This is a genomic window from Nocardia acidivorans NBRC 108247 (assembly GCF_001625085.1).
GTDB lineage: Bacteria > Actinomycetota > Actinomycetes > Mycobacteriales > Mycobacteriaceae > Nocardia > Nocardia acidivorans.
In genome coordinates, this window is the sequence record NZ_BDAW01000045.1 from 21,843 (window position 1) to 36,467 (window position 14,625).

Annotated in this window: 10 protein-coding genes; 6 read left to right on the top strand and 4 right to left on the bottom strand. The window is 60.8% G+C overall.

Annotated elements, in window-relative coordinates; all coding sequences use genetic code 11:
• Positions 1–661 precede the first annotated feature (661 nt).
• From NA10_RS23355 to NA10_RS23370, 3 genes are all read left to right on the top strand, one after another.
• On the top strand, positions 662–1,018 hold the full coding sequence (locus tag NA10_RS23355) for a hypothetical protein (RefSeq protein ID WP_157556697.1): 357 nt from the start codon (positions 662–664) through the stop codon (positions 1,016–1,018).
• Between the two features lie 2,533 nt (positions 1,019–3,551).
• Complete coding sequence (locus NA10_RS23365; protein ID WP_067571495.1) at positions 3,552–4,454, top strand: hypothetical protein; 903 nt, start codon at positions 3,552–3,554, stop codon at positions 4,452–4,454.
• A gap of 64 nt (positions 4,455–4,518) precedes the next feature.
• Entirely contained in the window at positions 4,519–8,973 is a 4,455-nt protein-coding gene (locus NA10_RS23370) for a tape measure protein (protein WP_157556698.1), read from the top strand.
• Between the two features lie 86 nt (positions 8,974–9,059).
• Here the strand turns inward: NA10_RS23370 and NA10_RS23375 are convergent, their stop codons facing one another.
• The gene (locus NA10_RS23375; RefSeq protein WP_067571560.1) at positions 9,060–9,602 is read right to left on the bottom strand and encodes a hypothetical protein; all 543 of its coding nucleotides are present in this window, start codon (positions 9,600–9,602) and stop codon (positions 9,060–9,062) included.
• 92 nt (positions 9,603–9,694) lie between these two features.
• Here NA10_RS23375 and NA10_RS35875 point away from each other — a divergent pair, with 92 nt between their 5' ends.
• Complete coding sequence (locus NA10_RS35875) at positions 9,695–9,934, top strand: helix-turn-helix transcriptional regulator (RefSeq protein WP_245677673.1); 240 nt, start codon at positions 9,695–9,697, stop codon at positions 9,932–9,934.
• A gap of 7 nt (positions 9,935–9,941) precedes the next feature.
• A complete protein-coding gene (locus NA10_RS23380) occupies positions 9,942–11,051 on the top strand; it encodes a tyrosine-type recombinase/integrase (RefSeq protein WP_067571499.1) in 1,110 nt (369 codons plus the stop codon).
• 261 nt (positions 11,052–11,312) lie between these two features.
• Here NA10_RS23380 and NA10_RS23385 read toward each other — a convergent pair whose 3' ends face one another.
• The 3 genes from NA10_RS23385 to NA10_RS35880 are packed head-to-tail and all read right to left on the bottom strand — an operon-like array spanning position 11,313 to position 13,545.
• Positions 11,313–12,080, bottom strand: a complete 768-nt coding sequence (locus tag NA10_RS23385) for a glycerophosphodiester phosphodiesterase (protein ID WP_067571501.1) — start codon at positions 12,078–12,080, stop codon at positions 11,313–11,315.
• On the bottom strand, positions 12,077–13,171 hold the full coding sequence (locus NA10_RS23390; protein ID WP_084515153.1) for a DUF4328 domain-containing protein: 1,095 nt from the start codon (positions 13,169–13,171) through the stop codon (positions 12,077–12,079). The genes NA10_RS23385 and NA10_RS23390 overlap by 4 nt, the downstream gene beginning before the upstream one ends.
• Complete coding sequence (locus tag NA10_RS35880) at positions 13,171–13,545, bottom strand: rhodanese-like domain-containing protein (RefSeq protein ID WP_245677678.1); 375 nt, start codon at positions 13,543–13,545, stop codon at positions 13,171–13,173. The genes NA10_RS23390 and NA10_RS35880 overlap by 1 nt, the downstream gene beginning before the upstream one ends.
• A gap of 325 nt (positions 13,546–13,870) precedes the next feature.
• On the opposite strand from NA10_RS35880, the gene NA10_RS23400 reads away from it, so the two are divergent.
• Positions 13,871–14,482, top strand: a complete 612-nt coding sequence (locus tag NA10_RS23400) for a hypothetical protein (RefSeq protein ID WP_067571502.1) — start codon at positions 13,871–13,873, stop codon at positions 14,480–14,482.
• Positions 14,483–14,625: the final 143 nt, after the last annotated feature.

Consider the following 14,625-nt stretch of genomic DNA (forward strand, 5'->3'; position numbering starts at 1 on the left):
CATCCGGCTCAGTGATCGGCCGACCGGACAAGGCGAACGTACCCCGCCCGGTGTCGGTCAAGGTGGAGCCAATGAAGTTATCCGGCTCAGCGAACCCGGTGAGATGGTGCGGAATCTCCACGGTCCCTACATGATTCGTCTCCCAGCCTTGAACTACATACGTGTCCTGGTCGGTGGCGTAGAGGCTAGGGCAGTTTCCCGAGTCTGATCCGCATCTACCAAGGAAAGTTAGTTTCATGATCGAAAGTCCCGTCTAGTTGTTTGACACTAATTGGCGTATGCCTCCTCAATCGTCCTCCAACAAGACGGTTTAGACAGCCGGTAGAGCGAATTCTGTCAAGTTCTGCCAAGTTCATCGACCGTGCCAGCAGTCGGTCATTAGCGTCGAGATCACGCGTCGGGGCCGGTGAAGTCGACCCGGCCCCGACTGCTACCCAGCACCGAGAGGGGCGGACATGCCGAAGGGCGGTAAGACCAGATGGGTCCACGACGACTGCGAGACGAGCTTGGTACTCCCCTTAGACATCAAGCGCGCCGAGGGAATCCTTGCGATTCACGCGCAGTGCGACCCGCCGTGTCCACGCAAGATCACCGCTTGCAAGTACCTCGATCAGCAGCGGGCAACCGAATTGAGGTTGGTGCGGCGAAGATGAGAGCGGTTGTGTGGCTGGACACTTCGCTACTTTCCGAGCCAGGCGCGGTCAAGCGCGCTGAGCGTGAGGTCAGCGAGCGTGCCGCTGAACTCGACGCGTACGTGGTGCAGACCATCAAGGGCGTATGGGGCACCACGGGCCAGAGGGACGTGCTCTACGGCGTACTGCACGCGGTAGATGCTCCGTTGTTGATCACGCCGACGCTGGAACACGTAGGCGGGTCGGAAGATCCGGCAACCGAGATTGCAGAGTTGGTCACGATCGAACCCGCGAAGGTGTGGCGGTGGTGCACTCCGCTTACGAAGTCCATCAAGCGCCAGTTCGACCAATACCGGCGGGGGGATTGGTCTGTATGCGTTGGCTAGGGGTGGTGCTCATCAGCTCGGTATCCAGCGTCGCGGTTCTCGTAACGACTGTGTTCACCGTGGCCTGGGCGGTGTTCAGGTTCAACCCGGCTCAGTTCGTCACTGAGGTCCGGGGATACATCCACGCTGACGACTAAGCCACCGCACGATGCTCGGGAGGAAACGGAGGTGGACTAGGACAGCATTCAGTGACTGAGCACACGAAGACCCCCGGATGTCGGTCAACTTATAGGTGCAATCGCAACCACCTACCCTGACCAGGACTAGCCCGGGGGTTTTCTACGTCTGTAACTCGAAAACCGTAGAGGCACAAGGTGATTACTGAAAACGCGTTCAACAATCCAGACTCCCCGCGTGGCCGGATACTGGATTGGTTGACCCACCATTCCAGCTGGTTCATCGCGGCGTACGTGGGGTTGAGCGTAGGAACCTGGCTTACCGATTCCAACTGGTTGGTCATGCCCGCACTCGTGGTGGTCATCGCCTTCTGTGGAGCGGTCACGGTGACCGGTCTGCACCAGGAACTCACCCGGATCTGTCTCGCGTGTATGCGCGAGCTGCCTGAAGACGCTCCCGCACAAGCCCACCGGCGACGGTGGTTGCTGAGACTGTGGCACATATGGAGCGGGTATACGGCGGCTCCGGTACTGCTGGTGTTGCTTGTCCTGCCCGTTGCGGTCACCGCCCTTCTACCGCCAGCACACACCGGCTTGGCGTTGGCACCGCTTGAGATATGGGCGGCTACTGCGGCGTCCTCCCAGCGCATCCACCACCGGCTACGACCGTGGTGTCCGTGGTGCAAGGACTGGGGCGAAGACGGAGACATCAAAGAACCGTCCCCCGACCCAGTGAACCACGACAGTTTGACCCGCTAGGCACAAGCTATTCCCGATGGGCGGGAATCGAATTGCAACCTTGTTAGGGTCTAAGATGTTCTGAGACTTGCGTCACAATCTGGCCTGGACGGACAGATATCCGGGGGGTGTGACACCCATATACCTATAGAGGGTTGAGACGCTCTCAAATCGGCTCGCTTCTCTATGGTCGCTAGGTCTTCGTCAGCACTAGCGGCTAATACCCGGTCTCTGATCAACCGGGATGAGGGCTGGCGCTAGCCAGTCCTCCTTAGCTTCCGTAAGGAAGGTCGCCGTATCAACGGCGACAACCCGAAACCGATTACTTCGGACGATTGCTTTTCGGGTCCTCTTCTTGCCGAGACATCGAGCTAACCCCCGATGTCCGGCTTTTTATTTGTCCTCACTCATTCGCGTTAATGCCATAAAGGAAGGTCCACGATGAATGAATGCCGTAACGGGCATCTGATTCGCGGTTCCCAAGACCGGTACCTGAGTACCGGCAACTGCAAGCTATGCCAGCGTCATTCTCAGGCCCGCTACCGGGCCAGGTGCAAACAGACTATACAACTTGCTCGAGAACTGGGCATCGCTTAATGAACCATCGTTCGAGACATAAGCTATGCCACCGCTCGTACCGCAAAACACCTGACGAATCCACCGAAAACCGAGGTGTCACATATGCAGTCACCCCATCGGCCCACCCCTACCCCTACACCACACCGACCCGATGTCAGCGACTACCGATCACAACATTTCCAGATCTAACGACAGTCGCCTGCTCTGCGAAATAAAGTCGAACAGGCGACTCCACAATTCCTCAATACGAACCCGATTCGAAGCCAGGCCACACACCAGCCACCCACTACTCGACGCAAGTGGTTTGAAAAGGCGCAACCCGACGACTGGGTTAAGTCGGTCGCGGCTTCGAGCCGCATCACACGCATGAATGGAATTCCATCCACAGACAAGCTCCAAGGAGTCCGGCCTAGGAGTTACATCCGAACCGGTCTAAAAGTTACTCTGTGTCCATTCTAGACGGCAATACGGGCGCTTGTAGATCGCCCGCAATTGATGACAAACCGTACGAAAGGAACTCATGTCTTATTTTCATGCATCGCAGCATCGAAGGTCTACACCAACCGAGGCGGAACAACGACAGCTATTCGAACTCTGGTTCCACTCCGACCAACACCAAGCGTACCGAAAGGCCAAGGCTGCCGGTGGCGGCACGCTTTCCACAGGGAACGAAGCCTACGAATTGTTCTGCCGACGCTGGAAGCGTCCAGAGCCACCAGAGATCCTGAAGAACATTTCCCACACTTATGAGGCCATCAGCTAATGGACATTGACAAATACAGCGAAGATATCTACCTCGATGAAGAGACCGCGGCCATCTAGATCGACTCTCCGGCTACTAGCCCTCACTTATAGGCCCGGCTAATTCCCAACTAGTTACCTAACCACGGCCCACGGGTGGGCTAGCGACCTCCCCCCTAGGGTACCGGCCTACCCCATGGCCTACGGGCCGATACCTCCCCGCTGAAATAACTTGCCTCAGAGAATCGCGGATTATTATCCTGAACTGGGAGTGTTTGGCTCTTTGGTCGGAGTTCCGCGCGGGCCTGGTGATCGCATTCGGCCACTTCTAATGAAACCAGACAGAAAGCAATAACGTTATGGATATTCCCCTAAAGTTCATCACCGCTGACCAAAGGAATATGATGCGGTTCCGGAACGATCCTCGCATCATGCGGGCACTTGAATCGGCCCCCGGGTTCAATGAAGCCATCACAGTCGCTTTGAGGGCCGAAGTCTTGCTTGCCGAAATAGAGCAGCAATCTGAATCCACAAGCGTCCAGGATCTTGATGCAATCATCTCGGAAGGTCAGATTCCGGATTCGTGGCTTGAGTCGGTTGGTACTAATCATCTGAAGGCGGAGATTGCCGAGCGCAAGCTTCGGCTTATACGAGAGTTGCAGAGCAGGGCAGCGGCCCGCCTCGAATCTGTCGCGATGGAGAGTAGGGATGCGATCCTATCGCAACTCAATTCGCAGTTGCAGGTGGTTCTAACACATATCGAAGCAACTATTGCAGAACTCGGTGAAGCCTCGAATATGGCGGAAGCAGTGGAAGCGGGAACCGCTGGAGCTTGGCGAACTCTGACTCAGCTCCGTGGCGAATACAACCTGCTGCGATCCAGTCAAAATACGGTTATGGCAGAAGTTCGAGGCAGCATGGCTATTTCTCAGTGCTTTCGGAGTCGTGATGAGCGGGCTAGCGAGACATTCATTCGGAACCTTGATGATATCTGGCCGGAATGGTCATTGCCTCTGGATTCTGTGGGCCAGTCTATTGTTCCGGGCGTCGACCCCGCGCTAGTGATGGATCGAGGCAAAGACTCTCAGCCGTGGCCGGAAAATCAGGACGAATTCATGGTCTGGGCTGTTCGGAACAACGTCGAGTTGTGGATTCCAACGATTGCTCAACTACGCGAGCTGAGCGAGACGCGCTCTGATCTATCGTTCGACAAGGAAGCCGCCCGGCGAGACGGAATCCAAGAGATGGAGATTCTTGAATGAGCAGCCGTGACGGAGAATGGCTAACGGAGAAGGATCTAGAGCAAGAGATTGATGTGGTGGCCTGATGGCCGTAGAGCTAGGCGAAGCTTATGTTTCGCTCGTTATCGAAGACAGCAAGATTCCGGGTCAGGTTGAGAAGGGCCTTAAAGGCGCGGAACCGGCCGCGAGTCGTGCTGGGGTCGGTATCGGATCTCACCTTGCTTCGGGTATCGGCACAACTTTTAAGACTGCTGCGGCGGGTATCTGTATAGCAGCTGGCGCAGTGATCGGTACCGCGTTGACAGCGGGCCTCCAACGCATGACCGCGATCGATGACGCCAAAGGCAAGCTAGCTGGTCTCGGTAACGATGCCCAGAAGGTTACCGGCATCATGGATTCCGCTTTGGCGTCCGTGAAAGGTACCGCTTTCGGGCTAGGCGAGGCCGCTACTATCGCGGCTTCTGCGGTCGCTGCGGGTGTGAAGCCCGGGGAAGACCTGACCAAATATCTTAAGCTGACTGCGGATGCTGCGACTATCGCGGGAACCTCGCTCGGCGATATGGGCTCTATCCTCAACAAGGTTCAAACCGGCGGCAAAGCGTACACCGACGATCTGAATCAGCTTTCCGACCGTGGCATCCCGATCTTTACTTGGTTGCAAGAGGCGTACGGCAAGTCTGCTGACGGTCTATCCGACATGGTGAAGCGCGGCAATGTCGACGCTGCGACCTTCCAGCGGGTTATCCGTGAACATATCGGTGGTGCCGCGCTCGAATCGGGTAAGACCTTGAAGGGTGCCTGGTCGAATCTTCATGCAGCACTGGGCAGAATCGGCGAAGGTGCACTCAGCCCGTTCCTCCCGATGATGAAGAACGGGCTAGCCATCGCAACGCAGTGGGCCGACAAGGCCGCGCCTCGGGTCAAGGAGGCCGCGCAAGGTATCGCCGACGGGATGACAGACCTAGGACACGCATTCCAATCCAACGGCGCGAGCATCGAAGGCAACGCCTCGGCATACGAACAGTGGGGTCTGCGACTTCGCCACACCGCAGACGGCGCTAAAGGTGTCTGGTCGATCTTGAGAGATGGCCAGTACCAAGGTGCTGGAATGACATTCGGGCTCTCAGAGGATTCCGGGGTAGTTCGGGCGTTGGTCCGCATCCGTGAGGCCGCTGTAGCCCTGAAGGAAGCTTTCAAAAGTCCAGGCGGGGAGAAGTTCCAATCGTTCCTGAATGCCTTGAAGGGGACCGGAAGCCAAGCGTCCCAGGGACTGGGCAAGGTCCGTGAGGAAGGTTCTTCGCTCTCGTCGGTGCTGTCGCAGCTTGGGAGAGCAGGCACCGATGTAGGTACATCACTGTTGTCACTGGCAGGCGATACCGGCACCGTGGCGGCGACCGGCATACGGGTTCTCGGTTCTGCGATGAAGTTCCTTGCGGACCATTCCAGTATCGCCGCGACTGCCCTCGTCGGCCTGGTCGCGATCCAGGGTGTCTCTGAGGTCGCGATGATCTGGGGCAACTTCGGTCGAGGACTTACCGCGATCATGACCCCGGCAAATATTCTCGCTACCCGCGCGATGACCCGGGCTCTCACCGAACACACTGCCGTGCAACGAGCGTACCTGGTTGCAATCGGAGGGGAGCTGCCAGTACAGGAACAGACCATCCGGCAACGTCTCGCAAACGCGGTCGCGACAGCACGGCAGACAATTGAAACTCAGGCGGCCACTACAGCTTTGGGCCGTTTTGCCGTGGCACAAACGGAGGCCGCTGCAACCTCCGGCATGCTGGTTGCTGGACTACGAAATGTTGCCGCCGGAGCCGCGACAGTCGGCGCAAGAGCACAGGCGACCGCCACAACCGGCATGACTGCGCTCATGAACGGCTTGAAGAACACTCAAGTTGCCATGTTGGGCGCAACCATCGCATTCGGCGCGCTGAGTCAACAGACCGATGAATACGGCAACAAGACCGCGCTTGCGAAGGTCGGCACGGTCGGCATGGATGCTGCCATGGGCGCGATGGTGGGCAGCATGCTCGGACCGTGGGGTACTGCCGTTGGCGGCGCTGCTGGAGCAGTATTCGGGTTGTACCAGATGTTCAATAAGGGCTCTGATGCGGCGAAGCGGCTGGACGACGCGATGAAAGCTCAGATGCAGACTCTCGATCAGCTGACGGGCAAACAGACTCAAGCAACGATTGATGCCACCGCAACGCGGCTTCAGGACAACGGCAAACGTATCGACCAAGCCGCCGGTTTCGGGCTCGACCGAAACCGGTTCGTGTTGGCCGCATCTGGTGTGGATTCGGGCTACCTGAACCAGGTGAACGAGGATCTTCGTAAGAACATCCTGAACGATCCACACTTTCAGGCGATGACCAGTCGCCTGAACGCAGTGCAGAAAGATGCGGCGGCTCGTGCGCTACAAGGCGACAAGGCCGCGGCGGATAAGTCCGGTCTGACAACGGGATACCTGGACGAGATCCGCGACCGTATGAACAACGTCGGGCAGGCGTCGGCGGACCTGTCTGCGGCCATGAACACTGAGGCTTCGGCCACGGGTATGGCTTCCACGGCCGCAGTTCAGTTCATTCAAGACACCAAGGGACAGTTCGCGGCCACCGATGAACTGAAGGCGAAGATCGCAGAGCTTAGCGGCACGATTGCCGCTGTGCCACAAAAGAATACGGTCGAGATTTCGTCTCCTCCGGGGATGGACCCCGAGACGTTTCGTAAGAAGGTTGAGGATCTGCATCTCGGTGTTACCGAGCTGGAGCGGGACAAGAAGACGGTCAAAGTTGTCTTGGATGATGCTGAAGCTCAGGCGAGCATCAAACGTCTTGAGCAACAACAGCTTCCAGATAAGAAGCAAAACGTCCTCGTCCAGATGATCAATCAGGCTGCGATTGATGCCGGTAAGCCTCCGGTGATCAATGCTCAACCCCGGGCGATCGGTGGCCCGATCTTCGGTGCCGGTGGACCTACCTCTGATTCCATCCCGGCCCTATTGTCCAGGAACGAACACGTATGGACATCAGCCGAAGTGGACGCCGTAGGCGGACACAAAGCCATGTACGGCCTTCGGTCTGCCGCTCTGGCTGGCGGATTGAAGTTCGCCAAGGGCGGTACTCCTGCGGGTGTCTCCGAAGCGGTCAAGGCCGCACAATCGGCAGAAGGCCACGCCTACAAGTGGGGCGGCACCGGCCCGAACAACTTTGATTGCTCCGGGTTCATCGGATTCTTGCAACAGGTCACGATGGGCCTAGGGAAGCTGGCGCGTCGGCTGTACACAACTACCACGTTGATCGGTGGCTCTACGGCTGGTCTGGAGTCCGGCCTAGGTCCGGCCGGTACCTGGTTCCAAGTCGGTGCTTCGAGCGAACACATGGCCGCGACGATCGGAGGGCTCAACGTCGAAGCTGGAGGCCAATACGGCACCTCTGGTATCGGTGCAGGCCGTGCCGGTGCCGGTGACTCGCAGTTTCCGAACAAGTTTCATCTCCCTAATTCGCTTATCGCGGGGATCAACTCACTCATGAGCGGAGGGACGGTTGCCCAGTGGACCGATGAGAACGAACGGGAACTGGAGCGGCTCCAGATCGCAGTAACCGAGGCGAAGCAGAAGCGCGATGAGACCTACGCGAAGTCCGACGCTTCAGAGTCGGACAAACGCAAAGCGGATCTCGACGTCCAAGACGCGCAATCGGCGGTGGTGAAGAAGCAGGCGGAGAAGGACAAAGCCGGAACCGTCGACGGAGGTTCTCGCGTAGCGCCGCAGGCACCGGCGTTATCCAAGACGTACACGGACTCGGAAAAGTCCTATGCCAGCGCCTTGCAGGCCGTTGAATCCGCAAACAAGTCGCGTAACGAGGTCTACGACAACCCGGACTCGACGGACACTGACAAGCAGCTTGCAGATATCACGCTTCAGGAGGCGATATCGAAGTTGGAAAGCTCTGGTACGTCACCGTCCTCAGCGAAGTCGGTGAAGGATATCTTCACTACCTGGGCTTCAAGCAGTGCTGGCGCGGTCTTCGATGCGTTCAAGGAACAGCTACCCGACAAGCTCGGTAGCTCTCACTGGTGGGATGTCGCCGATAAGGCAATAGATCTAGGCGCATCTTCGACAGGCTCGAATTCGTCTGTCTCCCAAGCACTTCAGAATCTCGGATCGTTTGGCTCCAGCTCGTTCCTGGGTCAGCTCGGCTACAACAAATCCGCCGGGATACCAGAGTGGGTGAAGAACCTCAAGAGTGCTGCGGTGTACGACACAGGCGGCTGGTTGCCTCCCGGCGGCATGGCAGTAAACCTGAGTTCTTCGCCAGAGCCAATCTTCAACTCTCCCAGTCAACTTCGAGAGTTTGCAGGGTCTCAGTTGCAACCCGCTCAAATTGGCGGCGATACCCCGACCCTGGCGGAGATCGAACGCATGATTCATACACGGCCTAACGTCACGTTCAACGTGACGGATATTCCAGCGGCTATGCAGGCGTATCGAGTTGAGCAAAAACGGCAATCCAAGTCGTACATCCGCCGTTGAGACTGGCCGCCAGACGGGCGCAGAGTAGTTGTCTGCGCTGATTGGGCAATCGGCCCGGCCGCCAGTCTGCCGGAGCCTATCAGTGTTCAGTTTGGGAGTTGCGGCCCGGTGGGGGGCGCTATCCGCTCAAGAATCCCGTTTGCCTTGCCGGTGAGCTGGCCGCCTGCGCGGCCAGCGCTGCCGATAAGTAGTTCTTTCTTCCGCGCCTGCCAGAGGTGGCCCTTGATCGTGTTTGCCGTCTTGCCGACCATTTCAGCCAGGTAGTCAAGCGGCTTGGCCTGCCCCCGGTTGGTGGCCGACACGTAAGCAGCTGCCAGCAGTGCAAGGTATTCATCAGTAACCCCTTGCGCTAGTGCATCTCTCAGACTCTTGGCCCGATTTGTTTCGTGGCGCTCACTTGCCTTACCCGAGGGTTGCGAGCCCTTCAACTGGCGGCGCAACGTCTCAACCGCTCCGCGAAAGTCAATGTCTCGCAGGACAGTTGAGGACAGCCCACCCGCCGGGTAGTTCTGCGGATCGGCGGGCTCGATGAGCAGTACACAAGGGCCGCCGTTCTCGACCCCGGCAGGCCATTCCATCTTCACTACCCAGTCGCCCAGATCTTGGGTAACGACCCGATCGTTGCTCATGCGCGACACCCTACCCAACCTCTCAGCCAATCTGGTTGTGTCCATATTCATAGTCAAACCTGTTTGTCCAACTAGTTGGTCAGACGTAATGTGTGCTCTGTCGGGCGAACCGGCAGACCTGGACAGCAAGGAGGGCTCCCCTGCCCCGAACAAACGAGTGGCTCAGTCGCAAAGAGGTCTCCGAGGTTCTCGGCTTCTCACCGAAAACCCTGGCCAACTGGGCTCTAGAGAACAAGGGTCCGCGCTTCGCGAGGATCGGAGGCGGTCAGTGTCGCTACCGCCTCTCCGACGTAACCGAGTGGCAGAACAGCCACTTCGCAACAACATCGTAGGTAGCCAATGGCAAGCGTTTGGATACAAAGCAAGAACGGGAAGTACCTGGTCCGCTGGTACGCGGACAATCCCAACGAGGAGAAGTCAGAGTCGTTCTCAAAGCTTGGTAGCACGAGAGAGTCCGGTACTGCCCGCTTTCGCAAGCGGGAGTTAGAAGAGCAGCTGGCGAAGGGCACCTACGTTGATCCGAGCCTGTCAAAACAGCTGCTAGGCAAGGCTGTCGAGAAATGGGCAGGGCGCGCTGCCACCGACGGAACGGAACAGCAACGTTGGGCGCTGTACAACGATCTCGGAAAACTCCACCGGGTAGCGATTTCGGACCTGAGAGCACCAGATGTTCGCGATTGGGTGGACGTGCTTCTCAAGGGGCGACCGTGGAGAGACGGCAAGCCACTTCAACCAGGGACCGTCAAGCGTCGATTGGACATGCTTAAAGCGGTCTTGAATCAGCTTGTTGCCGACGATGTGTTGGTGAAGAACCATGCGGCCACGGTGAAACTTCCCCATATCGACGCCGAGGTGCTGCCAGAGAACCTGATGCCTCTCGATGAGGGCCGGACCATGCTGGCGGCCGCCAAGGACAACCGGATACGGGTAATGATCCTGATCGGCATGCAGTGCGGGCTGAGGCCAGCCGAGATAGCAGGACTACGCGTCCGGGATATCGATATCGAGAGTGCGACGCTTTCGGTAATGCAGCAGATCTCAAGGACTCGGGTTCCTACCTCTGTCCTGAAGACGAAGGCCAGTCGCCGTACTGTGCCGATGCCCCTATCTCTCGTTGCGGAAGTTAAGTCTTTCCTGGAGGGAAAGGGTTTGGACGACTTGCTGTTTCAGACGGCGAACGACAAGCCGTACAGCAGCAAGGACATGGGCGACTGGCTGCACCGTGTCGCAGCTACGACAGCCCTTTCCCGCGCGTACACATGGCGAGACTTCCGGCATTTCTACGCCTCGAGCCTGATCCGTCACGGCATCAACGTGAAGACCGTTCAGCGGCGTATGGGCCATGCCAGCGCGAAGGTCACACTGGACATCTACACCCACATCTGGCCGGACCAAGACGACAAGACCCGCGAGGCAATCGAACTCGTCTGGTTCGACACCGCCGCGTAGGGGGTATGCGCTTGTACGGCTCCGAGTGCAGACCTGTTCCGGGATATCTCCGGGATGCAGAGCCGAATGCGGGCGTTCAGCCCACCTAAGAAGCCCCTGACCTGCTCACCAACGAAACCATGGGTACAAGGCGCTTGCTCTTACCCATGGTTGGCAAAGTTACAGGGTCAGTCGAAGCCGATCGCCGACGGCGCGGACGTGTGCCGGGTTCGGGCTGTCCGCCCGCATTCGGCCCCGCGAAGCGGGCTGCGCTACAGCGGATTACGCGACCGGGAGCAGGCCCTTGGTACGGCCGGGGTGGTTGGTGGCGATCCAGCTGACGCCCAGGTCCGAGCAGAGGCGGACATCCTCCGGTGCGTCGACGGTCCAGACGTAGGTGGCGCGGCCCGCGGCGGCGGCCTTGTCGACCAGGTCCGGGTGTTCGCGCAGGGTGCGGACCGAGGGGCCGATGGCGGTGGCGCCCACGGTGGTGGCCGCGCCGCCGGAGAGGTAGAGGGAGGACTCGCCGAGCAGGACGGTCGGGAGCAGCGGCGCGGCGCGGCGAATGCGCCAGACGGCGGTGGCGGCGAAGGAGATCACCACCGCGCGCGAGTGGTCGGCCGAGGCCGGGGCGGCAATTCCGTAGCGCTGCAATTCGTTCAGCAGGGTGGTCTCGACGAGCGCGCCGAAGCGCACCGGATGTTTGGTCTCGATGAAAAGCTTGGTGGGGCGACTCTTCCAATCCAGCACCAGCTCGATGAGTTCGGCCAGGGTCAGCACCGGCGACGGCTCCGCCTCGGTGCCGAAGTTCAAGGCGCGCAACTCGTCCAGGGTCATCTCCGACACCGCGCCGATACCGTCGGAGGTCCGGTCCACGGTGCGGTCGTGCACGCAGACCAGCTGTCCGTCCTTGGTCAGCCGGATATCGCATTCGACACCGTCCGCGCCCTCCTGCAGCGCGAGATCGTATGCGGCGAGGGTGTGTTCGGGTCGCGCCGCCGACGCCCCCCGGTGCGCCACCACGAATGGTGCGCGACTGGCCCGGCTCACTTCGCCAATACCTCCTCGTGCTCTGCTTCCGCCGGATTCAATGCGGTCGCCTCATCATTCCCGACGTGCCGCGCGGGCGCGCGCCCGGCGGAATCGGATTCCGGATCGGCCGCGGGCCGCACCGGCGCGATCACCGGAACGGCGGGCGCGGTCGCGGGCAGCCAGCGCCGCACGGTGAGCGGTTCACCGCGCAGATCGACCCCGGCGAAGGCGCGCACCAGCCACAGCGTCAGCACCGCGACCCCGGCCGCCACCAGATCGGTCCACATGGTCACCAGGACGCCGTCCGCGCGCACCTGCAGGGTGCCCGCGAAGCGGTACAGCAGCACCGCCACCACCAGCACGCCATTGAGAATCCACGCCGCCCACCAGATTCGGACCGCGCGCAGCAGCCGAGAATCCAGTTCGCCGGTCTTGACGGCCTCGGTGAGGAAGACACCCGGCCACAGCAGATTCACCCCGGGAATCAGGCAACCGAGGAAGAGTTCGATACGCGGTCGCGGATCCGCCCGGCGCACAGCGGCATACGCGGTGCGGCGGGCCTGCACCAGCCAGCCGACCAGCGCGACCGCGGTGAGCAGCGCCAGCAGCGCGGCCAGAATCGACGAGACCGTCACCGCCCCATCGGAGATCCACAGCAGCCACGGCTGGATCAACCGGGTGCGGTTGCGCAGCAGAATGCCGTAGCGGCCCAGTTCGGCCAGGGCGGCGACGCCGAAGGAGACCGCCGTGGCGATCAGCAGCCGGGGCAGGCGCGCGGTGAGCGCCTCGAGTCGGCCGACCGGCGTGGCGACGGTTTCCGGGACGCGATCCTGCAATCCCCAGCGCGGAATCCGGTCGTAGCGCGGCGTTTGCGGCTCCGGCCGCGGCCGGACCGCCCGCGCGGGACGCGAGGTGCGGCCGGGCGGGCGGGCCACCCAGCGGTAGTTGCGCCGCGCGGGCGGTGCGTCCACCGGGGCGGGTGAGAGCAGTACACCGTGGCAGCGCGGGCACCAGTGCAGCGGTTTGCCCTGCACGGCCCAGCGGGCCCCGCAGCGGGCACACGGCTGTACGACCGCGGGTCGCCGATCTGCCACGTTCCCCCCGTTCATCAGTAGACCTTCGCCTCGTCCGGATTGTCACCGGTGAGCGGGCGCCCGGCGCGCTGCCAGGCCACCATGCCGCCCTCGACCATGACGGCCTCGATACCGACCGATTCCAGGAATTGCACGGCGGTCACCGAGCGGCCGCCCTGCCGGCAGATCACGAAGATCTCGGCGTCGTAGTTCAATTCGTCCAGGCGTGCGGGCACGTCGACCAGGGGGATGTGCAGGGCGCCGGGCGCATGCCCGAGCCGCCACTCGTCCTCTTCGCGCACATCGAGCAGCAGGACGGGCGCGGAGTCGGTGGCCGCCCTGGGCGCGGCAGTGTCGAACTCCGCGGGTACCTCCTCGATCGGGATCGAGGGGATATGGGGACCGGTCACGGAATCGATCCTGCCACGGGCGTGCGGGGGCCGGGGAGTTCTGTCCCGGCGAAGCCTGCCGTGGCGGGTATCGGAGTGGGAGTTATCCACATAATCCACAACCTGATCCACAGGTTGAGAACTGTCCGAAATGTCTGGTCGATCGGTCCGAAACATCCGGTCGACCGCTCCGAAACGTCCCCTCCACCTCTCGGAGCGACCGACCCGATATCTGTTTGGACGGCGGCGGTTCCGGATCGGTTCCGTTCGCATCCGAAAAAAACGACAACACTACAGAAAATCCGAAATCCTCGGCGCACGCTGGCAAGATCGGTAGCCTGGCGCTATGACTGTGAGCAGGGGGCTACTCGACGGACTGGACATCACCGGACTCAACACCGCACTCTCCGAGGCCACATGCCTGGGAATCGACGTCGACGCGGCGGCCGGGACACTACGGCTGGAACTCGACGTACTCACCCTCCCCGAGAGCGGGCCACCGCCGGAGGACTGTGACATCTACCTGACCCTGACCGGGGTCAGCCGGGTCGCCGCCTCCCTGCGCCGGCAGCGCTGGGACGATCTCGACCCGGTCGTACTCCCCCTCGAACTCGACGGGTTGCACGACGCGGTCAGCAGTTTCGGCGGCGGCGCACTGCACGGCTGGGAATTCTTCGATCTGAGCGATAAGGCCTGGACGCAGTGGCGCAAACTGCTCAGCTTCGACACCGTGCTGGCCGACCGCCCGGCCGCGCACCTGCTGGAGATCTCCCAGGAAGAGGGCATCGATCCGCGCGAACTCGATGTGCGGGTGTGGTTCGACGGCGTCACCGTCACCGACAAACAGGGCAACGACATCGCCCTGACCGACTTCGTCGCCGGGGGTGTGCGCTGGTGGCAGGCGCACGACGCGGGCGATCCGCGCACCATGAAGCCGAATATCGTCCCGCCGCTGTAACTTTCCGGGCCAGTCCCCGCGCCGAGCCGAAGGGCCGCACCGCATACCGCGGGGCGGCCCTGTCCATGTGTGGGACGCACACGGCCGGGCAGTCCAAGGAGTGGGACGCCGCCCCCGGATCGGAATGAGGGGGCGCACACCCC

Bases quoted from the DNA above. Each gene is read 5' to 3' on its own strand.
- NA10_RS23365 (WP_067571495.1), top strand. From the start codon at position 3,552: ATGGATATTCCCCTAAAGTTCATCACCGCTGACCAAAGGAATATGATG.
- NA10_RS23370 (WP_157556698.1), top strand. From the start codon at position 4,519: ATGGCCGTAGAGCTAGGCGAAGCTTATGTTTCGCTCGTTATCGAAGAC.
- NA10_RS23375 (WP_067571560.1), bottom strand. From the start codon at position 9,602: ATGAGCAACGATCGGGTCGTTACCCAAGATCTGGGCGACTGGGTAGTG.
- NA10_RS23380 (WP_067571499.1), top strand. From the start codon at position 9,942: ATGGCAAGCGTTTGGATACAAAGCAAGAACGGGAAGTACCTGGTCCGC.
- NA10_RS23390 (WP_084515153.1), bottom strand. From the start codon at position 13,171: ATGAACGGGGGGAACGTGGCAGATCGGCGACCCGCGGTCGTACAGCCG.
- NA10_RS23400 (WP_067571502.1), top strand. From the start codon at position 13,871: ATGACTGTGAGCAGGGGGCTACTCGACGGACTGGACATCACCGGACTC.